Annotated in this window: 25 protein-coding genes; 14 read left to right on the forward strand and 11 right to left on the reverse strand. The window is 67.8% G+C overall.

What is annotated here, in order from left to right; all coding sequences use genetic code 11:
• Nucleotides 1-2: 2 nt before the first annotated feature.
• The 4 genes from HLA91_RS08920 to HLA91_RS08935 all read left to right on the forward strand — a co-directional run bounded on the left by HLA91_RS08920 (nucleotide 3) and on the right by HLA91_RS08935 (nucleotide 5,320).
• On the forward strand, nucleotides 3-1,517 hold the full coding sequence (locus HLA91_RS08920; RefSeq protein WP_170274396.1) for a TRAP transporter large permease: 1,515 nt from the start codon (nucleotides 3-5) through the stop codon (nucleotides 1,515-1,517).
• 128 nt (nucleotides 1,518-1,645) lie between these two features.
• Nucleotides 1,646-2,935 carry a TRAP transporter substrate-binding protein DctP gene (dctP, locus tag HLA91_RS08925; RefSeq protein WP_338076760.1) on the forward strand — a complete coding sequence of 430 codons (1,290 nt, stop codon included), beginning with the start codon at nucleotides 1,646-1,648 and terminating at the stop codon, nucleotides 2,933-2,935.
• 153 nt (nucleotides 2,936-3,088) lie between these two features.
• Nucleotides 3,089-4,387: a TRAP transporter substrate-binding protein gene (locus HLA91_RS08930; protein ID WP_170274397.1), complete on the forward strand. Its 1,299-nt coding sequence runs from the start codon at nucleotides 3,089-3,091 to the stop codon at nucleotides 4,385-4,387.
• Nucleotides 4,388-4,654: 267 nt separating this feature from the next.
• On the forward strand, nucleotides 4,655-5,320 hold the full coding sequence (locus tag HLA91_RS08935; protein ID WP_170274398.1) for a PIN domain-containing protein: 666 nt from the start codon (nucleotides 4,655-4,657) through the stop codon (nucleotides 5,318-5,320).
• A gap of 24 nt (nucleotides 5,321-5,344) precedes the next feature.
• On the opposite strand, the gene HLA91_RS08940 is transcribed toward HLA91_RS08935, so the two are convergent.
• On the reverse strand, nucleotides 5,345-6,274 hold the full coding sequence (locus HLA91_RS08940) for a LysR substrate-binding domain-containing protein (RefSeq protein WP_170274399.1): 930 nt from the start codon (nucleotides 6,272-6,274) through the stop codon (nucleotides 5,345-5,347).
• Between the two features lie 103 nt (nucleotides 6,275-6,377).
• On the opposite strand from HLA91_RS08940, the gene HLA91_RS08945 reads away from it, so the two are divergent.
• Nucleotides 6,378-7,499 carry a YeiH family protein gene (locus HLA91_RS08945; RefSeq protein ID WP_170274400.1) on the forward strand — a complete coding sequence of 374 codons (1,122 nt, stop codon included), beginning with the start codon at nucleotides 6,378-6,380 and terminating at the stop codon, nucleotides 7,497-7,499.
• Between the two features lie 81 nt (nucleotides 7,500-7,580).
• Here HLA91_RS08945 and HLA91_RS08950 read toward each other — a convergent pair whose 3' ends face one another.
• Both HLA91_RS08950 and HLA91_RS08955 read right to left on the reverse strand, forming a co-directional pair.
• On the reverse strand, nucleotides 7,581-8,963 hold the full coding sequence (locus HLA91_RS08950; protein ID WP_170274401.1) for an MFS transporter: 1,383 nt from the start codon (nucleotides 8,961-8,963) through the stop codon (nucleotides 7,581-7,583).
• Nucleotides 8,964-9,114: 151 nt separating this feature from the next.
• A complete protein-coding gene (locus tag HLA91_RS08955) occupies nucleotides 9,115-9,555 on the reverse strand; it encodes an Lrp/AsnC family transcriptional regulator (RefSeq protein WP_170274402.1) in 441 nt (146 codons plus the stop codon).
• 80 nt (nucleotides 9,556-9,635) lie between these two features.
• Here HLA91_RS08955 and HLA91_RS08960 point away from each other — a divergent pair, with 80 nt between their 5' ends.
• On the forward strand, nucleotides 9,636-10,673 hold the full coding sequence (locus HLA91_RS08960) for an EamA family transporter (RefSeq protein ID WP_170274403.1): 1,038 nt from the start codon (nucleotides 9,636-9,638) through the stop codon (nucleotides 10,671-10,673).
• A gap of 11 nt (nucleotides 10,674-10,684) precedes the next feature.
• On the opposite strand, the gene HLA91_RS08965 is transcribed toward HLA91_RS08960, so the two are convergent.
• The 4 genes from HLA91_RS08965 to HLA91_RS08980 all read right to left on the reverse strand — a co-directional run bounded on the left by HLA91_RS08965 (nucleotide 10,685) and on the right by HLA91_RS08980 (nucleotide 13,999).
• Nucleotides 10,685-11,470, reverse strand: a complete 786-nt coding sequence (locus tag HLA91_RS08965) for a hypothetical protein (RefSeq protein ID WP_170274404.1) — start codon at nucleotides 11,468-11,470, stop codon at nucleotides 10,685-10,687.
• On the reverse strand, nucleotides 11,463-12,071 hold the full coding sequence (locus HLA91_RS08970) for a type IV toxin-antitoxin system AbiEi family antitoxin (protein ID WP_170274405.1): 609 nt from the start codon (nucleotides 12,069-12,071) through the stop codon (nucleotides 11,463-11,465). The genes HLA91_RS08965 and HLA91_RS08970 overlap by 8 nt, the downstream gene beginning before the upstream one ends.
• Before the next feature lie 435 nt (nucleotides 12,072-12,506).
• The gene (locus HLA91_RS08975) at nucleotides 12,507-13,055 is read right to left on the reverse strand and encodes a GNAT family N-acetyltransferase (protein ID WP_170274406.1); all 549 of its coding nucleotides are present in this window, start codon (nucleotides 13,053-13,055) and stop codon (nucleotides 12,507-12,509) included.
• Nucleotides 13,052-13,999 carry an ornithine cyclodeaminase family protein gene (locus tag HLA91_RS08980; RefSeq protein ID WP_170274407.1) on the reverse strand — a complete coding sequence of 316 codons (948 nt, stop codon included), beginning with the start codon at nucleotides 13,997-13,999 and terminating at the stop codon, nucleotides 13,052-13,054. The genes HLA91_RS08975 and HLA91_RS08980 overlap by 4 nt, the downstream gene beginning before the upstream one ends.
• 169 nt (nucleotides 14,000-14,168) lie before the next feature.
• Between HLA91_RS08980 and HLA91_RS08985 the strand changes: the two genes are divergently transcribed.
• Entirely contained in the window at nucleotides 14,169-14,483 is a 315-nt protein-coding gene (locus HLA91_RS08985) for a GNAT family N-acetyltransferase (protein ID WP_102161910.1), read from the forward strand.
• A 150-nt stretch (nucleotides 14,484-14,633) separates the two neighbouring features.
• Nucleotides 14,634-16,091 (forward strand): NAD-dependent succinate-semialdehyde dehydrogenase, encoded by a 1,458-nt coding sequence (locus HLA91_RS08990; RefSeq protein ID WP_170274408.1) that lies wholly within the window; start codon nucleotides 14,634-14,636, stop codon nucleotides 16,089-16,091.
• Between the two features lie 85 nt (nucleotides 16,092-16,176).
• Here HLA91_RS08990 and HLA91_RS08995 read toward each other — a convergent pair whose 3' ends face one another.
• From HLA91_RS08995 to galU, 4 genes are all read right to left on the reverse strand, one after another.
• Nucleotides 16,177-17,985, reverse strand: a complete 1,809-nt coding sequence (locus tag HLA91_RS08995; RefSeq protein ID WP_170274409.1) for a hypothetical protein — start codon at nucleotides 17,983-17,985, stop codon at nucleotides 16,177-16,179.
• 67 nt (nucleotides 17,986-18,052) lie between these two features.
• On the reverse strand, nucleotides 18,053-18,661 hold the full coding sequence (locus HLA91_RS09000) for a GNAT family N-acetyltransferase (RefSeq protein ID WP_170274410.1): 609 nt from the start codon (nucleotides 18,659-18,661) through the stop codon (nucleotides 18,053-18,055).
• Nucleotides 18,658-19,287, reverse strand: a complete 630-nt coding sequence (locus tag HLA91_RS09005; protein ID WP_170274411.1) for a hypothetical protein — start codon at nucleotides 19,285-19,287, stop codon at nucleotides 18,658-18,660. Before HLA91_RS09005 ends, HLA91_RS09000 begins: the two co-directional genes overlap by 4 nt.
• A gap of 8 nt (nucleotides 19,288-19,295) precedes the next feature.
• A complete protein-coding gene (gene galU / locus HLA91_RS09010; RefSeq protein WP_102161915.1) occupies nucleotides 19,296-20,201 on the reverse strand; it encodes a UTP--glucose-1-phosphate uridylyltransferase GalU in 906 nt (301 codons plus the stop codon).
• Nucleotides 20,202-20,231: 30 nt separating this feature from the next.
• On the opposite strand from galU, the gene HLA91_RS09015 reads away from it, so the two are divergent.
• The 6 genes from HLA91_RS09015 to HLA91_RS09040 all read left to right on the forward strand — a co-directional run bounded on the left by HLA91_RS09015 (nucleotide 20,232) and on the right by HLA91_RS09040 (nucleotide 24,915).
• Nucleotides 20,232-20,867 (forward strand): 5-formyltetrahydrofolate cyclo-ligase, encoded by a 636-nt coding sequence (locus tag HLA91_RS09015; protein ID WP_170274412.1) that lies wholly within the window; start codon nucleotides 20,232-20,234, stop codon nucleotides 20,865-20,867.
• A gap of 44 nt (nucleotides 20,868-20,911) precedes the next feature.
• Nucleotides 20,912-21,283 (forward strand): FmdB family zinc ribbon protein, encoded by a 372-nt coding sequence (locus tag HLA91_RS09020; protein WP_102161917.1) that lies wholly within the window; start codon nucleotides 20,912-20,914, stop codon nucleotides 21,281-21,283.
• 148 nt (nucleotides 21,284-21,431) lie between these two features.
• Nucleotides 21,432-22,145 carry an SAF domain-containing protein gene (locus HLA91_RS09025; protein ID WP_102161918.1) on the forward strand — a complete coding sequence of 238 codons (714 nt, stop codon included), beginning with the start codon at nucleotides 21,432-21,434 and terminating at the stop codon, nucleotides 22,143-22,145.
• Between the two features lie 180 nt (nucleotides 22,146-22,325).
• On the forward strand, nucleotides 22,326-22,826 hold the full coding sequence (gene mscL, locus HLA91_RS09030) for a large conductance mechanosensitive channel protein MscL (protein WP_170274534.1): 501 nt from the start codon (nucleotides 22,326-22,328) through the stop codon (nucleotides 22,824-22,826).
• Between the two features lie 145 nt (nucleotides 22,827-22,971).
• The gene (locus HLA91_RS09035; protein WP_170274413.1) at nucleotides 22,972-23,790 is read left to right on the forward strand and encodes a DedA family protein; all 819 of its coding nucleotides are present in this window, start codon (nucleotides 22,972-22,974) and stop codon (nucleotides 23,788-23,790) included.
• Between the two features lie 135 nt (nucleotides 23,791-23,925).
• A complete protein-coding gene (locus HLA91_RS09040) occupies nucleotides 23,926-24,915 on the forward strand; it encodes a threonine/serine dehydratase (protein ID WP_170274414.1) in 990 nt (329 codons plus the stop codon).
• Nucleotides 24,916-24,917 lie beyond the last annotated feature (2 nt).

The following is a 24,917-nucleotide window of genomic DNA, read 5'->3' on the forward strand; positions in this document are numbered from 1 at the left end:
CCATGACCATCTCCCCCGCTCAGCTGCTGCCCGCCGACAAGAAGGCCGAGGCGCGTGCCGCCCACGCAGCCCGCACCGGCCGCGGCAGCTGGCTGACTCTCGGCATCGGCCTGGCGCTCTTCGCCGGCTGCCTCGCCGGACTGTTCACCAGCCCCACCCCGCAGATCGCCGGCATGTGGTGCATTGCGATGATGCTCATCCTGCTCTTCCTCGCCGTGCCTGCTGCGATCGCGCTCGCGGCGCCCAGCCTTATCGGCGTCTATGCGCTCTCCGGCATCCCAGCCACCGTCAACATCCTCTCGACCTCGCCGTTCCATTCGGTCTCGCAGTGGTCGTACTCGGTGCTGCCGATGTTCATCTTCATGGGCATGTTGCTGACCCAGTCGGGGCTGACGTCGAAGATCTACCGGGCTGCCGATCACTGGTTCTCGTGGCTGCCCGGCGGCATCGGCATCGGCACGACCGCCGCCGGTGCAGGCCTGTCCTCGGTATCCGGCTCGACGATCGGCATGACATATGCGCTTGGCCGGGCCGGCATCCCGGAGATGCTGCGTGCCGGCTATGACCGGCGGGTGGCCGTGGGCACCGTCATCGTCGCCGGTCTGCCCGGCAACCTCATCCCGCCTTCGATCCTGCTCGTCGTCTACGCCGGCATCGCCTCGGTGCCGGTCGGCCCGCAGCTCATCGCCGGCACCCTGCCGGGCATCCTGCTGGCGGTCACCTTCGCCGTCTTCATCTTCCTCCTCGGGCTCTTCGCCCCGGCTCTGGTGGGCAAGGGCACAGCCACCGGCACCGAGGCGGTGGCCTCGACCTGGCGGGACCGGTTCCGTTCCCTTGGTGACATCTGGGGCTTCCCACTCATCCTCATCGTGCTCTTCGGCGGCATGTTCTCCGGTGCCTTCACCCCGACCGAGGCCGGTGCGGCCGCCGCATTCGCAGCCCTGCTGCTGTGCCTGCTCTACACCCGCCGCGACAAGCCGCTCGCCCGCGTGTCGCAGGCTGCGATCTCGACTGTGAGTGCGACCGCTGCGATCTTCTTCATCATGATCGGCGCAGAAATGCTGACCAAGCTGCTGGCCATCACCGGCCTGGCGCCGATGATCACCGGGTTCATCACCGACCTCGGGCTCTCGCGCATCAGCTTCCTGCTCGTGCTCGTGGTCGTCTACCTCATCATGGGCATGTTCTTCGACACCCTGTCGATGATGCTGCTGACGATCCCGATCCTGCTGCCGACCCTCGACGCGATGGACGTCTCGGCGCTGTGGTTCGGGGTCTTCGTCGTCCTGCTGGGCGAACTCGGCATGATCACCCCGCCGGTGGGCATCCTCTCCTACATCGTGCACAACATCACGAAGGCACCGGAGGTCAACCTCGGGCACACGATCACCCTCAAGGACGTGTTCACCGCCCTGCTGTGGTTCCTGCCCATCGCCGTGCTGTTCCTCGCCCTCATGATCCTCTTCCCGGAGATGGCGACCTGGCTGCCGGCGCAGATGAACCCAGCCGGCGGCTGACGATGACTTCCCGGCCCAACCGTTCGGTCTGCTGCCACCCGGCGCCAGACCCCGACCCACACCGCCGGCAGCGTTGCCGGCACAGCCTGCCGGGGCTTGACCCGGCGCAGCAAGAGAAGGAGACTCTCGTGACAACCCACCTGATGAAGACGCGGCGGGCGCAGACCACTGGTGCCCTGGCTGCCGGCGCCGCGCTCACACTGGCCCTCAGCGCCTGCGCCGGCAGCGCCGGCGGGGGCGGCGGAGGCGAAGGCGGCGGTGACGGCTTCGCGTACGGCGCCGACCAGTCCGAGGTCGATGAGCTCATCAAGGATCTCGACCCGGTCACCATCAAGTACCAGCCCTCGTCGGCCAGCGCGCAGTCGGTCATGGCCCCGACAGGCACCGTGTTCAAGGAGCTCGTCGAGGAGCGCTCCGGCGGCAAGATCACTGTCGACATCGTGTGGGGTCAGGCGATCGCCTCCTACGCTGAGGTGCATGACGCCCTGGCCGACGGCCGTGTAGACGTGGCCTATACGCTGCCGGGCTACTTCCCCGATGAGTTCCCGGTCATCGATGCGATCGGCACCGCGATGGCCGACCAGCCGGCCTCGCCGTTCTCCGGCGAGCTCGTGACCAACGCCGTCGGCAGCGACATCGCCTGGCAGATCCCGGAGGCGATCGAGGAATACGAGTCCAAGGGCCTCGTTCCGCTCACGCCGTTCGCCGCCTCGGGCGGGTACTACAACGTGTGCGCAGAGCCGACCTCTTCTGCCGATGACTGGAAGGGACGCCAGATCCGCATCGCCTCGCAGGCCCAGGCTGCGCAGGTGACGAAGCTCGGCGGCTCACCGGTCTCGCTGCCGTACCCGGAGACCTATGAGGCGCTGCAGCGCGGCACCGTCGACTGCACGCTCGGCCAGCTCGTGCCCTCAGCCGAGTCCGGCATCTTCGATGTCGCACCGAACCTCGGCTACACCACCGACCACTCCTTCTCGCGTACAGCCGGCGCCTACCTGGCCGGCCAGACGTTCACGGAGCTTCCGCTGGCCTACCAGCAGATCATCTTCGACTCGAATGCCCTGGCCGCCTCCGGCGGCATGAAGGCCGTCATCGACGGCAACGCCGATGCCATCAGCCAGGCGAAGGCGGCCGGTGGTGAGGTCGAGCCGTTCGACGATGATGTGCAGGACAACGTCGGCGAGTACTCCCAGGAGCTCATCAAGCAGGCCGTCACCGACGGCAAGCTGAGCCAGGAGAACGTCAACGCGATCGCCGAGGCGACTAAGCGCCAGCAGCGCGCGATCGAGGACCTCGGCTACGTCGACGACGGTGAGACCGGTGACTTCGACGAGTGGTACGACAAGGACACCGACTACACCGAGTTCGCCAAGCACAACTACGAAAACGGCAGGGCGATGGAGCACCGCCCGAGCTGACCGGCACGTCGCCTGGGCGGCACAGCGCCTGGGCGGCACAGCGCCTGGGCGGCTCAGTGCCTGGGCGCTGAACAGCTGACCGGCACGCACGCGCAGCGGTATGTGAGGACTCTCATAGACCGCTGCGCGTGCGCTGTCCATAAGATGTTTGACATGACACGACTGCCTGCCTCCGGATCATCACCCCGCCCGGCGCTCACTCGCCGCCTGCTCGCCACCGCGGCCGCCTCGGCGGCGGTCATGCTGGCCGGATGTGCAGGGTCGGCCGGCGGCCAGTCGACGAACAGTGCGGGCGCCGGCGGCGGCTTCGACTACGGTGCCGAACAGGCCGACGTCGATGCGGCACTGGCTGACCTGGACCCGGTGACGATCACCTACCAGCCGACGGCTGCCAGCGAGAAGTCCGTCATGGCACCCGGCGGCACGGTGCTGGCCGAGGAGATCGAGAAGCGCTCCGGCGGCAAGATCAGCGTCGACATCGTGTGGGGGCAGGCGATCGCCGGCTACACCGAAGTCCACGATGCGCTCGCCGACGGGCGCGTCGACCTGGCCTTCACGCTGCCGGCCTACGACCCGGCCGAGTTCCCCGCCTTCGATGCGATGAGCACCTCGCTTGCGCTGCTGCCGACCTCGCCGTATGCCGGTGAGCTCGTCGCCAATGCCGCCGGTGCCGAGGTGGCGTGGGGCTCCGATGCGCTGGTCGAGGAGTTCGAGGAGCAGGGGCTGAGCCCGCTCATCCCGCTCATCGCCTCCGGCGGGTACTACACGATCTGCACCGACCCGCTGGAGACTGCTGAGGACTTCGACGGCCGGCAGATCCGGATCGGATCCTCGGCCCAGTCCGAGCAGATCCAGAACCTCGGTGCGACTCCGGTGTCGCTGCCGTTCCCGGAGACCTATGAGGCGCTGCAGCGCAACACCATCGACTGCGACCTCGGCCAGCTCATCCCGGCCGCCGAATCCGGGATGTTCGACGTCGCCAAGCACATCGCCTACCCGACCGAGCACAGCTTCTCCCGCTCCCCTGGGGCGTATATGGCAGGCAAGACCTACCGTGAGCTGCCGCTTGCCTATCAGCAGGTCATCTACGATGCGATGATCGCCGCCTTCGACGGGCAGATGCAGGTCTCCGTAGGCGGCAATGCGGTGGCAGTCGGGGCGGTCAAGGATGCCGGCGGGACCATCACCGAGTTCCCGTCCGAGGTGCAGAAGGCACTCGGGGACCAGACGCAGGAGATGAGCCGTGAAGCCGGTGAGCAGGCCGGGCACGACAGCCTCGCCGATGACATGGCAGCCGCCGGTGAGAAATGGGGCACGCGCATCGAAGAGCTCGGCTTCACCGACGGCGGCGGAGTTGAAGACCTCGATGAGTGGTACGACGACGGCACCGACTACCGGAAGTTCGGCACCGCCGTGTTCGAGGAGGTCTTCACCGAGCACCGGCCGGGGTGAGGCCTGCAGATGCCAGCCGCACCATGTCCGCTGCGCCGGAGTCCCGCAGGGCTCTGAGCGCGGTTCTTCCCATCCTGGTGCGCGGTTCGGATTCTCTCGGGAGAAGGTCGGCTCGTCGGCGAGCTGACCACCTGCCCTCAAGCACGCGGTAACGCGCTGTCCACAACTGTGGGGGTCAGGTTGACTGGCTCAGCCTACCGAAGCATAATCTTGCTATAGCTCCTCGCCGTCCTCCGGGACTGGCGAGGCTTTTTCTTAGAGGAGGCAATGGTGCCGGAACTTCTGCGAGCCGTCGTTGTGGTCGATTATCAGAACGTTCACCTGACTGGGCATGGTGTGTTCGCGCCCGGTGAGCCGAAACACAAGAGCTTGATCGATCCCGGTCGATTCGGACGCAAGCTGATCCAGGTCCGCAATTCGAAACAGCGTCATTCGAAATACCACGCAGACTTGAGCAGGGTCGTTGTCTACCGCGGTCTGCCTATCCCCGAACATGACCCGGATGATTATGCGCGCAATCAAGCTCAGAAGGCTGAGTGGATGAAGGATCCCTTGGTCGAAGTAAATTACCGTCCGCTGAAGTACCAAGTGCTCCGTGACCGAGACGGACGCCCTGCATCTGACTCAAACGGCCGGCAGATAGTAACGAGCAAGCAGGAGAAGGGTATTGATGTCCTATGCGCTTTGGCACTCGTCCGCGAGGCAATGATGGAGGGTGTTGACCTTGTGATCCTGGCCTCGCAGGACACCGATCTAGCCCCTGCACTGGAGGAGGCACACTCCGTAGGCGGCGCAAAGATTGAGACGGTCTCCTGGTACGAACCGAAGAACTATCGGAGCCGCGAAATCCGCTCTTCCGCAGTCCGGTTGTGGAACACACGTCTGTCGGAATCAGACTTTCGGGCGTGTCTCGATACACGGTCCTACGCCTGAGCTTCCCATCGATTCGGTAGTTGCTCACTCCTCGTGGATGAGCGCGAGGAAGTCCGCAGCCGCCCCGCGCAGCCTGTGACCCTTCGCCCACAGCGCGTGCAGCTGCCGGTCGAGCCTGACGTCGTCGGCCACCGGAATCTCGACGAGGCTGCCGGTGCGAAGCTCCGACTCGACGGCCAGCCGTGAGATCGCCGCCGGGGCCAGCCCGGCGAGTGCCGCGACCTTGACGGCGGCATTCGACGGAAACGCCGCAGCCACCTGCACTCCCCCGGCCGCCGCCAGTGCCGCGTCGATGACGCCGCGGGTGCCTGAGCCCTCCTCCCGGACCACGAGCGGACGCGCCGCCAGTACGGTGGCGGACACGACCTCGGGACCGGCCCACTGCGCCGCGATGGCGGGGGTTGCGACGATGACCAGCGCGTCAGTGCCGATGAGACGCGCGGTGAGGTCCTCGGGCACCTCAGCCGATTCGATCAGCCCGATGTCGCAGCTGCCCTCGCGGACCGTGGCGCACACGGCTGCCGTATTGCCGATGCTCATGCCGACATCGGCGTTGGGGTGGGCGGCGCGGAAGCGCTCGAGCCAGCGCGGCAGCAGATGTTCGGCGATCGTCATCGATGCACTCACCCGCACGCGCGCGCCGACTTCGCGGCGCAGCGCGGCCATCCCGGAGAGCAGGTGGTCGTAGCCGGTCATGATCTCTGCGGCCCAGGCGGCGAGCGCCTGGCCCTGCGGGGTGAGCTTGGTGCCGCGCGGGCTGCGGTTGAGCAGCGGGATGCCGGATTCGCGTTCGAAGGCGCGCAGCATCCGCGAGGCGTTGGGCTGGGCGAGGTCGAGGGCCCGGGCGGCCTGCCCGATCGAGGTGGTGTGCCGATCGAGCTCGACGAGCAGGGCCAGCACCTGCGGGTCCGGCAGGCGGCCAGCTGGCGGGCGCACATCATTCGGCGAGGTCATGGCCCTCAGTGTGCACCCGAAGCCCGGTCATATCAAGTTCATATGAGAGTGAGACGGAACTGGGGTCTACTGCCAGCTCTCCTGCCTCCCCAGAGTGGAGGGCATGGCAGAGAACAACGACTCGGCGGCGACCCGGGCAGGCGCGACCGCCGCCCCGGCACGCCAATCCCAGACCAGCCCGGCCGCCCCGCACAGGCCGGGCCACAGGCTCACCGACCACCGCCTCGGGAAGTTCCTCCCCGGGCTTGCCGTGTGCGCCGCGGCCACGCCGATGGCGATGGGGATCGCGCACTTCGTGCCGCTGGCCTCCGCGCTGCTCATCGCGATCATCCTCGGCATCGTGCTGCGCAACGTGATGGGCGAGCTGCCGGGATCGTGGGCTGCGGGCATGCAGTTCTCCGCGAAGAAGATCCTGCGTCTGGGCATCATCCTGCTCGGCGCGCAGCTGGTGCTCGGTGACATTGTGTCGCTGGGCTGGAAGATGATCCTCGTCGTCATCGCCGTTGTCGCCATCGGCATGCTCGGCACGTTCGGGCTCGGCCGCGCGCTCGGCATGGGCCGCGATCTGTCACTGCTCATCGGCTGCGGCTTCTCGATCTGCGGTGCCGCCGCGATCGCCGGCGTCGAGTCGACGGTGCGCGCCCGCAAGGAGGACGTCGCTGCCGCGATCGCCCTCGTCGTGCTCTTCGGCACCCTCATGATCGCCGCCGTCCCGCTCATTGCCGGCCTGCTGGGCCTGGGTGAGGAGACCGCCGGCATGTGGGCCGGTGCCTCGACCCATGAGGTCGCCCAGGTTGTGGCGATCGGCGGGATCATCGGGCCCGAGGCGCTCAAGGTCGCCGTTGTCGTCAAGCTCGCCCGGGTGCTCATGCTCGCCCCGATCGTCGCAGTCCTTGCGCTCTCGGTGCGCCGCTCCTCGGCTTCGGCCCTCACTCCGGGCCCGGACTCCGAGGTCAAGGCCGCCCGCCCGCCGCTGGTGCCGCTGTTCATCATCGGCTTCCTCGCCATGGCGATCATCCGCACGCTCGGCTGGCTGCCCGACTGGGCCGTCACCGCCGCTGGCATCGGCCAGACGATCGCGCTGACCGCGGCGATGTTCGCCCTCGGCTCCGGCGTGCACATCAAATCTCTCATCAAGCTCGGCTTCATGCCGGTGCTGCTGGCCACCCTGTCGACGCTCATCGTCGCCGGTGTCGCAGGCCTCGGCATCTGGCTGGCCGCCTGAGACCGCTCATCCAGTGCCGCTCATCCAGTGAGACCCCGGGCGCATGTCCGCGGTCTCACTGGCGTCTGGCGAGCCTGCGGCTCAGCGGCGGGTGCCGGCCGGCTGGCGCGGCCTGCACACCGCCCGGGACGCCCTGCGAGCGTAGAGGGCTGCGCGCAGGCCGATGAGCACAGTCGCCAGCAGCACGAATGAGGCCGAGAGATTGATCCACAGGAATCCGCCGAGGCCGAGCACCGTGCCGGCAGTGGCGGCCATGAGCGCGCCGCCGAGGTTCATCGCCGAATCCGAGGCGCCCTGCAGGGTCAGCTTCGCCCGCGCCGGCACACTGGCGCTCAGCAGCGCCGAACCGCCGATGAGCGTCATCGACCACGACACCCCGAGCAGGAACAGCGCGGTCGTCAGCAGCGGCATCGAGGAGACATCCCGCAGCGCATCGAGGACACCGAGGATGATGGTGATGAAGAAGCTGATGATGCCGGCGATGATGACGGTGAACGGGCCGTACCGGTCGGCCATCCACCCGAACAGCGGAGACAGCCCGTACATGCCGGCGATGTGGATGCTGATGACGAGCCCGACCTCGCCCAGGTGGAAGCCGTGGTGGTCCATATGCAGCGGTGTCATGACCATGACGTTGGTCATCATCATCTGCCCGGCGACGATCGTGATGATGGCGAACAGCGGGACCGGCCGGGCGGCGACGAACCGCAGTGCGTCGATGAGACCCAGCCGCGACCCGTCGGCCGGGTGCCGGTCATCGGCGGTCTCCCTCGCCTCGGGTGCGGCGGCCTCCGGGCCCGAGGCGGTGGTCCCCGGGCCCGAGGCGGTGGTCTCCGCTGCCGAGTCAGGTTCCGTTCCGGCAGCGGTCGGCAGCTGACTGGCCACGCGGCCGGGCAGCAGGCCCGTGCACGCGACGGCCAGGGCGAAGCAGACCATCGAGATGGCATACGGTCCGGCAAGCGGGTTGAGGCCGACCTGCTCTCCGAGCCGGGCACCAGGGGCGGTGAAGTTGGGCCCGAGCACCGAGCCGACCGTCGTAGCCCACACGACCAGCGACATCGCCCTCGCCGCGCGGGCAGGGTCGGCCAGATCGACGGCGGCGTAGCGGGCCTGCAGGCCAGCGGCGGTGGCGGAACCGCACATGAGCATGCCCGCCAGGAACAGCGGCAGCCAGGCGATGATGACGCCGGCGAGCACGACGATCGTGCCGACAGCGCCGATGCCGAAGCCCAGTGAGAGTGCGAAGCGGCGCCCGCGCGCTGCGGCGAGGGTGGCCAGCGGGTAGGAGATGAGCCCGGCGCCGAGGATGACGGCCATCTGCGCGAACCCGGCCATCTCGGTGCGTCCGGTGATCTGCTCGGCCAGCAGCCCGCCGACGGCGTATCCGGAGGCGATGCCGGCGCCGGCGAAGAGCTGGGCCCCCATGAGCGTGAGCTGGCTGCGGACCCGCGGTGAGACCGGCATGCACACGACCTTTCAGATGCTGGACGGCAGGCGGTGCCGCCGAGATTCCAGCGGATTCGCGCAGCGCTGAGCGGATCCGCCCGATGCCCTCCATCTTGGCATAGGGCCCTGCCACCAGTCGGGACGTGTCAGATCCGGTCTCGGCACAGTCTCACCGCGGGGCTTTGAGGACCTTCATGGTGATGTGGGAACTGACCCGTTCGACGCCGGAGATGCCGGTGAGCACCTGGGAGATGAAGTGTTCGGCGGCCTCCAAGTCCTTGACGGCGATGCGCACGAGGTAGTCGGGGTTGCCGAACATGCGGCGCAGTTCGATGACCTCATCGCAGTCGATGAGCTCGCCTTCGAAGGTCTCGGCGATCTGCTTGGTCTTCGTGCCCATGTCGACGTGGACGATGACCTCACACGCCCGCTCGATCGCCGCCGGGTCGATGCGGGCGTGATAGCCGGTGATGATGCCCTCGGCTTCGAGCCGTCGGACCCGGCGCAGGCACGGTGAGGGGGTGAGACCGACGCGGTCGGCCAGTTCGGTGTTGTTCAGCCGCCCGTCCAGAGCCAGGTGGTCGATGATAGCGCGATCGATGGTATCCATGAGTGAATCATGCCAAGATTCTCTGCTGAAGGGCAATAGTGGCAATCGCGTGCCAGGCGATTTCTCCTACCATGAGCCTCATGGTCCACTCCCCTGCACAGCACACGCTGACGCCTGCTTCCCGCCTGCCTGTCTCACCTGCCACGGCGGTCGGTGAGCGCACCGACTGGGCCGGTGTCGCCTCGGTCGCTGCTGGTGCTGCCACCTGGGGAGTCGGTGCCGGTGTCGCCGGCTTCATCTTCGCGATCTCGACGATGTCGGCTGCCACCGTGACGTTCTGGCGGTTCCTCGCCGCCGGCATCATCCTCGCCCTTGCCTATGAGGCCCGCCGCGTCTTCTCACCTGAGCGCCACGGCGGTGAGCCGAGCCTGCTGACGATCATGCACCGGCACGGCTTCGCCCTCATCATCATCGGCTCGGCACTCGCCGCCGCCCAGTCGCTCATGTACGCCTCGGTCGCCTCACTCGGCGCCGGCCTCGGCACGATCGTGCCCCTGGCTGTGAGCCCGGTGGCGATGGCAGTGCTGTCGATGCCGCTGCTGGGCACCCGCCTCAACCTCGCCGGCTGGCTCACGATGATTCCGCCGCTGGTCGCCATGGCCTGTGTCGTCGGGCTGACGAACGGGGCGACCGCCGCCGAGGTGTCGGTCATCGGCGTGTGCCTGGCGGTCACCGCCGCGGGTGCGCATGCGCTCATGACGATCTCCTCGAAGCGCCTGTCGACCGGCGGCACCTCGGTGTTCGGCACGACGACGCTGACGTTCCTCATCGCCTCAACCGCCCTTGCCCCGTTTGCTGCCGCCAACGGCTTCCTCGGCCACACGGACCGGCCGTGGGCGGTCATCGGCTGCCTGGCCGTGCTCGCGATCTTCGCCTCGGCGGTCGCCTATCCCCTGTTCTTCACCGGGGTCAAGCGCATCGCCGCGCCGGTGGCGGCGATCGTCATGCTCGTCCAGCTCATCGTCGCGACCCTCATGGGCACGATCGTGCTCGGCGAGCCGATGCCGGCTGCCGCGTGGCTGGCCCTGGCCGCACTCATCGCCGGCATCACCCTCCACACGCTTGTGGCCCGCAGCCTGCCGCTGAGCACTCGCCGCGAACGCGTTGCGATGGGCTGAGGCTGCATCGACTACGGGCTGGCGATAGAGGCGGTTAACAGCTCCGCACATCTGTAACGGTCGAAGCCAGTGGGAAGGTCAGAATTGTCGGCCGTTCGCAGCAAATAGCGCGTGAGGCGTTCGCTCACACGCGCCGCATCGAGTCGATATCCGCGCGGCGGGCCGTCATCGAGCGACCATGTCACGGATGGGTGCTCTTCGCGTATCTCCAGAAGTAGGGCCAGATCACTCAGGTCAGCGTCGCTTCTGCGGCTGCTCCAGCTCAGCAGTTTGAGGATCACGGCTGTTTCGACATCAGGAATTTTCGTCCGATAGAGCAATGTCTGACCTCCGCTGAGCCGTACGTCTACCTCCGTGTCGATCGCTGGAGCGCTCAGAGCAAACGTCAGTTCAGGAAGGGCGTCGACGAGTCCGACTCCTGGCACGTTTCGAGTACTCAGGCCAGGGTTCGGGCTGAGTGAGGGCAGAAGGACGTTGATCTCCAGCTGCTGTCCACGGCCAGTGTGCTTGACAAGCTGATTCGCTCGCAGATTCTCAAAACCGCGCCGGCGCAGCTGAGTGACGAGAGAACCGACGGCTTCTACTGTCCCGACGGTTGCATCGGCGTCTCGCGTCACCCGCATGCTGCGATGCGTGACCGGATAGTGGGCCAGCAGCAATCGCACCATGAAGCCGCCGATCAGTCGGTAGTCGATGTCTGACTCAGCTGCACTGTCGAGTTCGCTCTGGGCCAGGAAGCCGAGATCTTCCGCTGGCCCGGCAGACTCCACAGAAACGCGCCGCACATTCTCAGGCATCGACACCGACTTCCTTCGACAAACACATGCGAGCAAGGTGTTCGGCAGCAGCGGTCACCCGGGAGCTGCCGGCTGCACGCAGGTCGGAATAGATGAGAGGCCAGTCAACGGTCGACAGCTTTCCATCGGCATGCGCATCGAAGGCTCGCACCGCCCATACCGTCGGGTCACGCGGGATTCGTATGCGAAGCGTCGCCGCCTCTAACGGCACTGGCACGAAGCGCAGCCCAGAAAGGTCTATCGGAGCAGACACGTAGATCAAGCCAACCTGCGAAACCGCGTACGGCGCCCGGGCCTCGGCTGCAACCTCACCGCTGATGAGCGGTCTGACACTCTGCCGGATCGCCTCGCCGTACGCTTCATCAACCTGGGTTGCGACTGCTTGCGGACTTCGCCATCCGAACTCGTGGGCGCCGTCGTCCCGATACTCTTCCATCCATTTTGCGAGCAGTGTGCTCCTGTCACGAACGGAGTATCCCGATTCACCGCGGTCACAATCGATCTGTGTCAAGGCCAGTGAGACAGCCTGCTGGGTCACTCCGAGCACGTCGGAGAGCTCGCGCTGGGAAACAGGCTCGCTGGTGGCGAGCAGACTTCGCATCACCGCCCACCTCACCCATGGCAGCGGGCCCCGCCGCGGCCGTTTGGTATAACTGCGCGCTCCAGCCCGGGTTTGGCAGATCTCACGCCCGTTCAGGATCAAACGTCGAGGAGTCTCAGTGAGCAGATCGATCTCGCCGTGCCGCGCCCGATCGACTACGCCTGCAGTCGCTGACCGTCCCGCGTAGAGAGTACGTAGCCCAGAACCGGTGGCCCGAAGCGTATGCGCTGTCACTCGCTCCTGGGCAGCCCACGGGTTCACCTCTACGGGTCGACCATCGGCAGGCGTCAGCCTCCAGGTCCCTGAGGTTCCAGGATCAACGCGCACATCGAGATCACGGAGCAGCTCAGAGATGTCCATACCTGCCCCCTTACAAGAGTAATCCTATAAAACGATTCTACTCTTGTAGACCGTGGTCACGCATCTCGGCGGCTCCTACCGCAGCCGCTTCTCCAGGATCGCGAACTCCAGATCGTCGCGTTTGGGGATCCCGAAGCGCTCGTCCCCGTAGGGAAACGGCTCAATCTCACCGGTATTGGCGTAGCCGCGGCGCTCGTAGTAGGCGATGAGCTCGGTGCGCTGTCGGATGACGCTCATCCGGATCCGGGCGGCATCCCAGTTCTCCTTGACCCACGCCTCGGCCCAGGCCATGAGCTTCGAACCGGTGCCGGTGCCCTGCGCGGCCGGAGCGACGGCGAACATGCCGAGGTAGGCACACGCGTCATCCCGCTCAACGAGCTGCACGGTCGCCAGCGGCGTCCCATCAGGTGAGCGCACGAGGAACACGACAGTGCGGGGTTCGGCCAGCGTCTCGGCAGCCAGCTGCGGATCGAGGCGCTGCCCGTCGAGCAGATCGGCCTCGGTCGTCCAGCCCGCCCGCGAGGCGTTCCCGCGGTAGGCGGATTCGATGAGGGCGACCCAGTCGGGAATGTCAGCCTCACCCACCTGCGCGGGTGCGAAGGCCTCCCCTGCCGGTGTCGTCACCGTTCGAGCGCCTCGTACACGGCTGAGGCGATCGCCAGATCCTCCCACGACATGCCGGAGGTCTTGAACACCACCGGCTTGTCCGGGTCGAGAATCTCGGTGCCCTTGCACACGACGTCGCGGAAGGTCACGACGTCGTCGATCGTCAGCTCGTTCTCCGCGATCGCCAGCACGAGGTCGCCGCATTCGGCCTCGGCGGTGTGCTTCGCTTCGACGATGACGGTGCCGCGGCCGAGCAGCTCAGCCGGCAGCTCACGGCAGTCCGGGGAATGGGAGCCGATCGCCACGACGATCGCGTCCTTGCGGATGCTCGCGGCATTGAACAGCGGCTCGGAGGCCGAGGTCGCGGTGATGATGAGATCGCAGTCGTGCAGCGCCTGCTCGGCGCCTTCGCTGCCGGAGAGGATCGGCGAGCCGCTCAGCCCGCGGTCCTCAAGCCCGGCGAGCACCTCATCGGCACGCTCGAGGCTTTTGACGCCGACCTTGACGTCGTGGATCTTCGTCACCGCCGCAGTCGCATCAATGTGCGGTAGGGCCTGCGGACCTACGCCGTAGAGGGCCAGGCGCACCCCGTCGGGGAACCGCCGTTCGATGACGTCCTTGACGCCGGCCAGCGAGACGGCCGGGGTGCGGATGTTCGTGATCGCGATCCCGTCGAGGTAGGCCAGCGTCGTGTGGTTGTAGGAGTCGAGCAGCAGGTAGCTGCCCTGGATGCGCGGATGCCCGTCATCAGGGTTGTCCGGGGTGACGGTCAGGGCCTTGAACCCGCAGTAGCGGCCGAGCTCGGCGGGCATGAAGAGGAACTCACCGCGGCTGAGCTCAGCGGAGACACGAGCGGAGTCATCAGCAGGGTCGAAGTCACCGGTGAGCGCATTGCGCAGCGCCTCGATCGCCTTTCCGTAATCCATGTGGGCAAGAATCGTGTCACCGTCGATGATCTTCATGGGTCCTCCCGGGTTGGGCCTGCGGCGGTTTCCCACCAGCCTAGCGGGCGGATCGCCGCGCGTCCGGGCCGCTCGCATGACGGGAGTAGAGTCGGTCGTGAGGACGCTGCCGTTCCCGAGGTGGTCGAGACTCCCAGCCGGCCGCCGGCAGGTCGATGAAAGGACGCACATGGACATCACCGTCGACTCCCAGACCTTCTCCTTGGCCCACGACGCCGAGGCCAGCCGCTACACCATCAGCCATGACGGCGAGCAGATCGGGTTCGCCGACTACCACCAGTCCGGCGAGGCCGGTGCCGGTGGCATCCGCGACTTCGACCACACCGTCGTCTCCCCTGAATGGGGCGGCCGCGGGCTGGCCGGCGCGCTCGTCGACTATGCGCTGACCGACACCGTCGATGCCGGCTTCCGGATCAGCCCGACCTGCTCCTACGTCGAGCACTACGTCGGCAAGCACCCGCAGTGGCAGGACCACCTCGCCTGATTCCCCGCCCCAGCTGACCGGCTTCTGTGCTGGTCAGCACTGCGGAGTCTCATGTGCGCTCGGCTCGGCTTCACAATGTGCGGCCGCGGTCTAGACTGGCAGCGGAACCCCGCAGTTTCAGACGAACTCTCGTTTCTCAAGGAGGCGAACATGGACATCCAGCCCATTCTGGACAAGGTCAACACCGGTCTCTTCATCAACGGCGAATGGCGCGAGGCCGAAGGCGGCAAGACCATCGACGTGGAGAACCCGGCCACCGGTGAGGTCATCGCGACTGTCGCCGACGGTTCGGCAGCCGATGCCGAGGAGGCGATCCGCGTCGCCGGTGAGAAGCAGGCCGAATGGGCTGCCGTGCCCCCGCGTGAGCGCGGCGAGATCCTGCGCAGGGCCTATGAGCTGCTCATCGAGCGCCAGGAGGACATCGCCACGGTGATGACCGCCGAGATGGGCAAGGGCATCGCCGAGTCCCGCGGCGAGGTCGCCTACGGTGCTGAGTTCTTCCGCTGGTTCGCCGAGGAGGCCGTGCGCGTCTCCGGCAACTTCATGCAGTCCACTGATGGCAAGAACCGCATTATGGTCTCCCGTGAGCCGGTCGGCCCGTCGGTGCTCGTGACCCCGTGGAACTTCCCGCTGGCGATGGGCACCCGCAAGATCGGCCCGGCGATCGCGGCCGGCTGCACGATGGTGTTCAAGCCTGCGAAGCTCACCCCGCTGACCTCGCTCATGCTCGTCGACGTGCTCAATGACGCCGGCCTGCCCGCCGGTGTGCTCAATGTCGTCACCTCGAACTCCGCTCGCCGGGTTGTGACCCCGTGGATGGAGTCGAACATCGCCCGCAAGGTCACCTTCACCGGTTCGACCGAGGTCGGTGTCGGACTGCTGGAGCAGGCCGCGCAGAACGTCATGAAGTCCTCGATGGAGCTCGGCGGCAACGCCCCGTTCGTCGTGTGCGAGGACGCTGACCTCGACAAGGCCGTCGAAGGTGCGCTGCTGGCCAAGATGCGCAACATCGGCGAGGCCTGCACGGCTGCCAACCGCTTCTTCGTCCACTCCTCGCTGGCCGATGAGTTCGCGCAGCGCATGGCCGATGAGATGGGCAAGATGACCGTCGGCAACGGCCTGGATGAGAACAACAAGATCGGCCCGCTCGTCGAGGAGAAGGCTCGCGACAAGGTCGCCAGCCTCGTCGACGACGCTGTCGAGAAGGGCGCGAAGGTCCTCACCGGCGGCAAGAAGGTCGACGGACCTGGCTACTTCTACGAGCCGACCGTGCTGACGAACGTCTCGGAGGACTCCGAGATCCGCAAGGAGGAGATCTTCGGGCCCGTCGCTGCGATCTTCACCTTCGACACCGATGAAGAGGCCGTCGAGATGGCCAACGAGACCGACTTCGGTCTCTCCGGCTACCTCTTCACCGAGAACCTCGCTCGCGGCATGAAGCTCTCCGAGCAGCTCGAATGCGGCATGATCGGCCTCAACACCGGTCTCGTGTCGAACCCGGGCGCGCCGTTCGGCGGAGTCAAGCACTCCGGTCTCGGCCGTGAGGGCGGACAGGTCGGCATCGACGAGTTCCTCGAGGTCAAGTACGTCACGACCCCGCGCAGCTGATGTGAACTCCGGCTGAGCTCAGCCGGCACATCGCCGCGAAGGCCCCGAACCGATCGGTTCGGGGCCTTCAGCGTTGGCGGGTGGTTCAGGCGCGGCGGCGGGCGAGCACGTCGTCGATGCTCGCGACCCCGGCGCCGGAATCTGTGCCGGTGGCCTTGAAGCGGATCGCGGTGCGGCCGTGGGACAGTGGGCCGGACTCGGCGTCCTCGTCACGTGCTGCGTCCTGAAGCTCGGGGCGGTAGCCGAGCTCGGCGGCGAACATCTCGGCCAGCGATTCCTTCGACTGCGGTTCGAGGGTGAACGAGGTGGCATCGGCGACGACCGGCTCAGGCTGATCGCGTTCGACGACTGGGGCGTCGACGTAGGTCGGCTTCGGCAGCGGGCTGGGCTTCCAGCCGGTGGCCTGCAGACGCTGAGCGAAGGGATCCGTGCCCACGGTCTCTGCCCGCTCGTCCTTGTCCTCAGCATCAGCCTCGGTCTCCGCATCAGCCTCGGCGGTCTCTGCAGTGTCCTTCGCTGGCTTCGGGCCGAAGCTCAGCGACAGGGCGGCCTCAGTGGTGCGGGAGACGATGACGGTCGTGTCGTTCTCCGCGTTCGAGTCCGCATCGTCCTCAGCAGCGTCAGTGACCTGGTCCTCGACCGACTCGTCAGCCGGGGACTCGGCGTCGGCGGCCTCGACCTGTGCCGGTGTTGGAGCCGGCTCTGCGGGCGCCTCGGCGGCGGTGTCGTCTGCGGTCGTCTTCTCGGCAGCCGGGGTCTCGTCGATGTCGAGGATGTGGCGCGGGAAGCGGCGGGCCTGCGAGCTGGCCGGCACCTCAGCCGGCTGGCGGGGTTCAGAGCTGTCGAGCACCTCGGCGGCATGGGCGCGGCGGGCGGAGACGACCTCAGCGGTGCGGCGCTGCTGGGCAGGATGCTCAGCCGGGCGCTGCTGACCGCGTGCAGGTTCGTAGCTGCGTGCCGTGCGTGCGGCCGGTGCGGTCGCCTCGCGGCGCAGGGTGCGCACGCGCTTGTTGAGTGAGCCGACGAGGACGACGGAGCCGGCGGCGATGACTGCCGTCAGCAGGGGCACCGCCCAGGGCACGACGCTGAAGGCGGCGAGCACGGCGGTGACGAGGGTGGCCGCGAGCATGCCGAGGAACACGACGGAGACCATCGGGATGATCGAGCGGATGCCAGCGATCTTCTCTGCGGTCTGCCCGTCGATCTCCGGAGCCGGCCGGCGGGCCGAGTGGGCGCTGCCTGCTTGCGGTGCACCGCCTCGGGCGCGGTGGCTGCCGGTTCCCGCGCCGGGGGCAGCGGGACGGCGGGGGCCGGTCGCTGCCTGCGTGCGGGCAGTGTCGAGGTGACGACGCAGGTGAGCCGGCATGGCAGCCGGGCGGCTGCGGTGCGTCGGGGAAGGTCCGGCATCGGGTGTGTTCGTCATCATCGCATCCAGGTGGTTGTCGGGGCGGCGGTCGCGCAGCGTCGCCGTCTGCGCGGCGGTGTGCAGCTGGGTCAGAGTGTGGGTCTCACCGGCGGCCAGCGGCAGCTCGATGTACTCGGCCTCCGCAGTGTCGGCTTCGGCTTCTGCGGCGGTGTCCTCGGCTCCGCCGTCGATGACGGACAGGGCCGGGGCGGGGCGGCGCAGGCTCAGCTGCGCAGGTTCGGTCACGACCTCGACACCGGGTGGCGGGGCGTAGCGGGAGGCGGGGGTGGAGGCGGCGAAGAGCTCCGGGCGGGCAGGCTCCTCAGCACACGGCTCGGCAGCCGCCGGGCGCTGGCAGATCTCCGCGGTTTCGGGCACCTCGCTGAGCTCGCGCTGTGCCACTGCGCGGTCCGTTCGCCGCAGGATTGCCGGCAACGTGAACGCGAAGAGCACGACGAGTGCGATGAGAACCGTGATGCTTGCCTCCACACCACAACTGTATGGCCGCAGCGACTGTCACGATCGGATCACGGAGGGTGTGTCGAGAAACTGCTCTTCAGGTGCCCGGCTGGTGGTCGGAGCGGTTGCGCTGCCAGTAGTCGAGCAGGCCGAAGGGGACGTCCTCGCGCAGCAGCGCGAAGCTCAGATGGTCAGCCCAGGCGCCGTCGATGTGCATATAGCGTTCGCGGCGTCCTTCATAGCGGAAGCCGAGCTTTTCGACCACGCGCAGGCTGGCGGTGTTCTCCGGGCGGATGTTGATCTCCATCCGGTGCAGCCCAAGCGCGGTGAAGCAGTAATCGGTGGCCAGCGCCACGGCGGTCGGGGTGTGGCCGCGGCCTGCGAGCTGCTCGTCGATCCAGTAGCCGAGCTGGGCGGTCATGAGCGAGCTCCACTGGAACCCGGAGACGGTGAGCTGGCCGTGCAGCCGGCCGCCGATGTCGATGACGAAGGGCAGCAACCGGCCGGTCTTCGCCTGCCGATTCAGCAGCCGGCGCAGGTGGTGGAAGTCGGCAGGTTCGCCGCCGCGCGGGTCGGTGGCCTCCCATGGGGTCAGCCAGGCGCGGTTGCGGGCGCGCACCTCGGCGTAGTCCTTGGCATCGCGGCGAGTGAGGGGGCGCAGCAGCACCTCGCCCTCGCGCAGTTCAACCGGCCAGTAGGAGCTCACGGACGCTGCGGATCGCTGTCAGGGGTGCGGTTGAGCGGGACGACCTTCGGGCGCAGGTCATGGACGACGGCTCCGGTGCCGGTGTCATCGCCGCCTGCTTCCTCGTCGTCGTCGCTCAGTTCGTCGAGCACATCGAGGATGATCGCCCCGACCTCCTGGATGGCCGCCTGCACGCCGGTGACGTCATCGGGCAGGGTGAGCACGAGGGTGTCGCCGATCCAGCCGCAGGCCGGGGACTCGAAAACCGACCGGGAGTACCCGGCATCGAGCTGGGCGCGGCGGATCGACTGGGCCAGTCCCGGCACCGAGTGGTCGAGCGCCTCACCGACATCGGTGGCGAGGTCCTCACCGAGGCCGACACCGAGCCGGCCGACGATGACGACGAGCCGGGCCCGGGCATCAGGACCGCCGAGGCCGGCGAGCCGCTCGTGCAGCGCCTCGCCCACCTCGGCGGCGCTGGTCTTGACGTCGAAACCGTACTCATCGAGCATCGTCTCCGCCGCCTCGGCAGCGGCTGTCACCTTCCGGCCCGCCAAGGGGCGGGACCGGCCGGCAGCGATGACGAGCGCGCCGTAGGTCTCGGCGGCCTGGGACCCGCCGGCAGCGCTGCCGAACAGTCCGGTCATCAGATCGCTCAGCTGTCGAGGCCGGCGACGTATTCGCGCAGCCAGCCGTTGAGTTCGTCTCCGAGGTCGTCGCGGCGCCCGGCGAGCGTGATGACGGCCTTGAGGTAGCTGATCTTGTCGCCGGTGTCGTAGCGGTCGCCGGAGAACACGACGCCGTAGACGCCGTTGGAGTCCGGGTCGGCGGCCAGGGTCTGCAGCGCGTCGGTCAGCTGGATCTCGTTGCCGCGTCCCGGCGGGGTGTTGCGCAGGACGGGGAAGATCTCCGGGGCCAGCACGTAGCGGCCGATGATCGCCAGGTTGCTCGGCGCCTCGGACGGGTCGGGCTTCTCGACCAGGCCGGTGATGCGCACCGCGCCGTCGATGTCGACCTCCTCGACGGCCGCGCAGCCGTAGAGGCCGACGTCTTCGTGCGGGACCTCCATGAGAGCGACGACGCTGCCGCCGGTGGCCTGCTGGACCGCGATCATCGATTCGAGGATCGGGTTCGATTCGTCGATGAGGTCATCGCCGAGGAGCACGGCGAAGGGCTCGTTGCCGACGTGCAGTTCGCTCTTGAGCACCGCGTGGCCGAGGCCGAGCGGATCGCCCTGGCGGACGTAGTGGATGTCGGCCAGTTCCGAGGAGTGCTGGACGGCGGCGAGCTTCTTTGTATCGCCCTTCTTCTCCAGGGCGCGCTCGAGTCCGTCGACGCGGTCGAAGTGATCCTCCAGCGGGCGCTTGTTGCGCCCGGTGATCATGAGAATGTCGTTGAGGCCGGCATGCACGGCCTCCTCGACGACGTACTGGATGGCCGGCTTGTCGACAACCGGCAGCATCTCCTTCGGGGTGGCCTTCGTCGCCGGCAGGAAGCGGGTGCCCAGCCCGGCCACGGGGATGACGGCCTTGGTCACAGCGGCGTTGCTATTCTCAGTCATATCCTCAGTGTACGCATAGGAGTGAGGGCAGTGACCGAGACCTCGAACGCGGCCGCCAAAGCCGAGCTGCGCAGCCGCATCCGCGCTGGTCGCCGCACCCGTGACGGGGCCGCTGCTGCCTTCGCCGAGGTGCTCGCCGGCTGCGTGCCGGATGAGGGTGCAGTCCTTGCCTATGCGGCCCTGCCGGGGGAGCCGAACCTCGATCTGCTCCTCGACGACCTGCATGCCCGTGGCCGGACGGTCTATCTGCCGGTCACCACCCCGGGTGAGCCGCTGCGCTTCGGCCGGCTGGAGACCGCGATGGAAAGCCTGCCCCGGGTCGGCACGTGGCAGATCCGCGAACCCCAACCGGTGCTCACCGCGCCCGAGGCGGTGGCCGGCACCGCTGATCACCCGCCGGTGGGTGTGGTGTTCGTGCCGGGTTTGGCCTACGGCCCCGCTGGTGCCCGGCTGGGCAACGGGGCCGGGTTCTACGATCGGACCTTCGGCCCGCAGGGACAGGCGCCCACTACCTCGGCGACGGTCGACTTCATCGGCGTCTGCTACTCCGACGAAGTGCTGGGTGAAATCGGCCGCGAGGAGTGGGATCTTGCGGTCACGGCAATGGCGACCGAGACCGGTCTGCAGGCGGTGTCCGGAGGCGCCGGCGCGGGCGCATGCGAGTAGGGCTATACTTCTTGACGGATTTCCGCCCGCAAGAGAGGTCTGCTGTGCCCACCTACGCCTACCGCTGCACCGAGTGCTCCAACGCCTTCGACATCCATCAGGCGTTCACCGATGATGCGCTCACCGAATGCCCGCAGTGCCACGGACGGCTGCGGAAGGTCTTCGGCTCGATCGGGGTGAGCTTCAAGGGCTCGGGCTTCTACCGCAACGACCACGGCGCGACTGCCGGCAGCGGGTCGGCCAGCAACGGCTCCGCCAACGGATCTGCGAGCGCGTCGGGTGGCGATTCCGGATCTTCATCGGCCTCGTCTTCTGACGCCTCAGCCTCCTCGTCGAGCAACTCGGACAGTGCCTCCTCTGCCAGCTCGTCGAGCAGCACTACCTCGTCGAAGACGGCAGCGACCTCCGCGTCATGACAGAAGGCCGGCGCACCGGTCCCGCTGGCATCTGGACTGGTCAGCCCCGCTGACACCCCCTGCTGCGGTTGTGGATGACAGGCACAACGCTGTCCACAGCTTCCGCTGAGCTACCCGTCTGAATGTGCCTGCCCGTCAGACTCAGCCCATGGTCCTCTCGCTTCTCACACGTCCCACCCGACAGCCAGCCGGCACCCGCGAACCGCAGGCGAGCACCGCCTCGGCAGCGGTGCACACCCGCACGGCTCTGAGGCGCCGCCGGATCCTCGGGGCGGCCGCACTCGCGGTGGCGACGATGCTGGCGGTGTGGCTGCTCATCCCGCGCACCGGCGGGACGCACGTGCTCGTGGCCAGCAGCCAGATCAGCGCCGGCAGCGAACTCTCGGCAGCCGATGTGTCCCTCGTGCGCTTCCCACCGAACCTCGTGCCCGCCGGTGCGCTGACCGAGACCGCCGCCGTCGTCGGGGCGACGGCGACATCTGAGGTGGCGGCCGGAGCTGTGCTGACCGAGCACGCACTCCTGACTCCGCGCGCTGAACCACTGCCCGAGGGCATGGTCGCCCTGCCGGTGGAGGTCGGCGACGGCGCAGCGGCGCAGGTGCTGCGCCCCGGGCACCATGTGCGCGTCTTCGCTGCCGGCATCGGCAGCGACCCAGCCGGGGACGACGAGGACCCGCTGACCGGGCTGCAGCGCGGCCCAGCGGTCGTCGAGGACGCGGTCGTCGAGTCGATCCAGCAGGCAGACGCCGGCAGCTCCCCGCTTGACCGTTCAACCGTCGTGGTGCTGCGGGTGCACTCTGATGAGGCGGCCGCGCTGGCCGATATCGCCGGCAGCTCACTGAGCTTCGCTGTGCTCAACTGACCCGACCGTGCTCACTTGGCCCGGCCGTGCTCACCCGACCCGCTGGTCACGACTCTGCTCTGATGACGGGCCTGCAACCCGCAGCTCATATGAGCTCACCGGCTATGATCGGAACGTACACAGGGCAGCCGGTGATCGCGTGCGTGCGCGCAGGCTGCCAGGTCTGGAAAGGACATGACTATGCTCAAAGGCTTCAGAGACTTCATTCTGCGCGGAAACGTCATCGAACTGGCGACCGCAGTCATCATCGGCGGTGCCTTCACTGCCATCGTCACCGCGATCTCCGACAAGATCATCAACCCGCTCATCGCCGCCATCGGTTCGCCGGAGTCCCCGGCCCTGTCGTTCTACCTGCGTGACGGCGTGGAGGCGACGAAGGTCGACATCGGAGCGGTCATCACCGCCTGCATCAACTTCCTCATCGTCGCTGCTGTGGTGTACTTCGTCATCATCATGCCGATGAACAAGATCAACGAGCTGCGCAAGCGCGGCGCCCCGGAAGACGAAGTTCCGCCGTCGAGCGAGGAGCTGCTCGCCGAGATCCGCGACCTCATCGCCCAGGGACGGCAGAACGCCGTGCCGGACCAGCGCTTCGCCGAAGGCGCCTCCGGCACCCCCGGCGTGCCCGGCGGAGCCCAGGACATGCCGAACTCCGCAGGCGACGGAAACCCGCGCCACTGACATGCCACTGAGCACACGCCTCGGCGTGTGACCGACCGAAGGGCCGGGAGGATCACCGCAATCCTCCCGGCCCTTTCGCATGTCGCCACCAGCCGCTGCCATGCTCGGCTGTCATCGTCGGGTGCGCCCGACTACTCTTGACGCCATGACCGACGAGCAGCACCGGCTCCCCCACCACCGCCGTGCACCCGAGACCGAGGCACCGGCTGCGGACCCGCAGAACCGCGCTGAGGCACCCCCAGCCCAGCCGCAGTCATTCAAGGACCTCGCCCCGTGGGAAGGCGAGGCCACGATCGTCGACAAGCTCCTGCTCGTTGCCGTGTTCGGTGTGCCGCTGTTCTACCTCGCACTGCTGCCCTTCCGCCCGCAGCTCATCGCCAACCACCCGGTGCTGCTGGAATTCCTCACCGGCGCGAAATCCGCGATCGTCGGCGCCGGCGCCTACGCCGGGATCGGCGAGTTGTCCCTGACCCTCGTGTTCATTGCCGGCCTGATCGGCATGGCCAAGTTCGACTGGATGTTCTGGCTGGCCGGCCGCCGCTGGGGTGACGGCGCGGTTAACCTCTTCGCCCAGTCCGAACGCCAGCGCAAGCGGTTCAGCAAGCTGAAGAACCTGCCGGCCTGGCTGCTGTTCATCTTCGTCTTCATCTCCCGGGTGCCCGGCATCCCCGGCACCATCGTGTGGCTGGTCGCTGGGTACTCCCGGATGTCGCTGCCGCTGTTCCTCACCGCCCAGATCTCCGGCGCAGCAGCCATGACCGCGGTCTGGACTGCCCTGGGCTACAACCTCGGGCAGGCCGCCGTCGACATCATCCAGGTCATCGACCGCTACGCGATGTGGATCTCGCTGGCGATCATCGTCGGCATCGTCGTGTGGTCGACAGCCAAGAGCGTGCACACCGAATCCAAGCGCGCCAAAGCAGCCGGTGACACGGAGGACTCCACAGCTGAGAATCAGCGCTGAGTCCGGCCGATCTCCTTTCGCCGGTGAGCCCCCGGCAGTAACCTGAACGGGCGTGGCGGGCCACGCCCGGTTCGGCCAGGTGCTCGCCGGCCGGATGGACGCCCCCGTCGGCCGGCCGCCACTAGACTGGCCGGCATGTCGATCGTTCCCACGCGTGACGAGATCACCGCCGCGCATTCGCTCATCAGCAGCCATATCCGCCGCACCCCGCTGCTCGACATCACCCTGCCCGACGGCACGCCGGTGACGCTCAAGCTCGAGCTCTTCCAGCACACCGGCAGCTTCAAACCCCGCGGCGCCTTCACCGGTGCGCTCACCGCCGCCGAGGCGCCGAAGAGCCTCGTAGCCGCCTCCGGTGGCAATCACGGCCTGGCCGTCGCACATGTCGCCTCCGTACTCGGCATCCCGGCCCGCATCTTCGTCCCCTCAACCGCCCCAGAGGCGAAGGTCTCCCGACTTCGAGCAATGGGTGCTGAGGTCACCGTCACCGGTGAGGTCTATGCCGATGCGTTCGCCGCCAGCCAGGAGGCCGCCGCCCAGCCCGGCGCGCGGGCCCTGCACGCCTACGACTCCCCTGCCACCGTCACCGGCCAGGGCACCCTCGGGCTGGAACTCGACGCACAGCTGCGCAGCCGCACCAAGGACCAGACAGGCACCGCAGAACGGACCGGCCCCGGCGCCGAGGCGGAGGTCCCGACGGTCCTTGTGGCCACCGGCGGTGGTGGCCTCGTCGGCGGGATCGCCGCCTGGTTCGGATCCGATGCCAACGTCGTGCCGGTCGAACCGGAGACGTGTGCGGCCCTGCACACCGCGCTGGAGAACGGCGAGCGCACACCGATCAGCCCCAGCGGCGTGGCAGCCGATTCGCTTGGGGCCAGCACGATCGGCGAGATCTGCTTCGCTGTCGCCTGCCAGAACGCATTGGCACCGGTGCTCGTCACCGACGCAGCGATCGGGGAGGCGCGCACGTGGCTGTGGCGCCAGACCCGCATCGCCGCCGAACCCGGCGGGGCGACAGCTCTGGCTGCGCTGCTCTCGGGTGCCTACCGGCCGACCCCCGGCGAGCAGGTCACCGTGGTCGTCTGCGGCGCGAACGCTGACCCGTCTGATCTGCCCCTAGACTGAGG

Origin of the sequence: Brevibacterium luteolum, from assembly GCF_013004595.1 — a bacterium.
Lineage (GTDB): Bacteria > Actinomycetota > Actinomycetes > Actinomycetales > Brevibacteriaceae > Brevibacterium > Brevibacterium luteolum.

Excerpts from the sequence above, each read along its gene's own strand:
- HLA91_RS08920 (WP_170274396.1), top strand. The coding sequence starts at position 3 with ATGACCATCTCCCCCGCTCAGCTGCTGCCCGCCGACAAGAAGGCCGAG.
- HLA91_RS08930 (WP_170274397.1), top strand. The coding sequence starts at position 3,089 with ATGACACGACTGCCTGCCTCCGGATCATCACCCCGCCCGGCGCTCACT.
- HLA91_RS08935 (WP_170274398.1), top strand. The coding sequence starts at position 4,655 with ATGGTGCCGGAACTTCTGCGAGCCGTCGTTGTGGTCGATTATCAGAAC.
- HLA91_RS08940 (WP_170274399.1), bottom strand. The coding sequence starts at position 6,274 with ATGACCTCGCCGAATGATGTGCGCCCGCCAGCTGGCCGCCTGCCGGAC.
- HLA91_RS08945 (WP_170274400.1), top strand. The coding sequence starts at position 6,378 with ATGGCAGAGAACAACGACTCGGCGGCGACCCGGGCAGGCGCGACCGCC.
- HLA91_RS08950 (WP_170274401.1), bottom strand. The coding sequence starts at position 8,963 with ATGCCGGTCTCACCGCGGGTCCGCAGCCAGCTCACGCTCATGGGGGCC.
- HLA91_RS08955 (WP_170274402.1), bottom strand. The coding sequence starts at position 9,555 with ATGGATACCATCGATCGCGCTATCATCGACCACCTGGCTCTGGACGGG.
- HLA91_RS08960 (WP_170274403.1), top strand. The coding sequence starts at position 9,636 with ATGGTCCACTCCCCTGCACAGCACACGCTGACGCCTGCTTCCCGCCTG.
- HLA91_RS08965 (WP_170274404.1), bottom strand. The coding sequence starts at position 11,470 with ATGCCTGAGAATGTGCGGCGCGTTTCTGTGGAGTCTGCCGGGCCAGCG.
- HLA91_RS08970 (WP_170274405.1), bottom strand. The coding sequence starts at position 12,071 with ATGCGAAGTCTGCTCGCCACCAGCGAGCCTGTTTCCCAGCGCGAGCTC.
- HLA91_RS08980 (WP_170274407.1), bottom strand. The coding sequence starts at position 13,999 with ATGAAGATCATCGACGGTGACACGATTCTTGCCCACATGGATTACGGA.
- HLA91_RS08985 (WP_102161910.1), top strand. The coding sequence starts at position 14,169 with ATGGACATCACCGTCGACTCCCAGACCTTCTCCTTGGCCCACGACGCC.
- HLA91_RS08990 (WP_170274408.1), top strand. The coding sequence starts at position 14,634 with ATGGACATCCAGCCCATTCTGGACAAGGTCAACACCGGTCTCTTCATC.
- HLA91_RS09005 (WP_170274411.1), bottom strand. The coding sequence starts at position 19,287 with ATGACCGGACTGTTCGGCAGCGCTGCCGGCGGGTCCCAGGCCGCCGAG.
- galU (WP_102161915.1), bottom strand. The coding sequence starts at position 20,201 with ATGACTGAGAATAGCAACGCCGCTGTGACCAAGGCCGTCATCCCCGTG.
- HLA91_RS09025 (WP_102161918.1), top strand. The coding sequence starts at position 21,432 with ATGGTCCTCTCGCTTCTCACACGTCCCACCCGACAGCCAGCCGGCACC.
- mscL (WP_170274534.1), top strand. The coding sequence starts at position 22,326 with ATGCTCAAAGGCTTCAGAGACTTCATTCTGCGCGGAAACGTCATCGAA.
- HLA91_RS09035 (WP_170274413.1), top strand. The coding sequence starts at position 22,972 with ATGACCGACGAGCAGCACCGGCTCCCCCACCACCGCCGTGCACCCGAG.
- HLA91_RS09040 (WP_170274414.1), top strand. The coding sequence starts at position 23,926 with ATGTCGATCGTTCCCACGCGTGACGAGATCACCGCCGCGCATTCGCTC.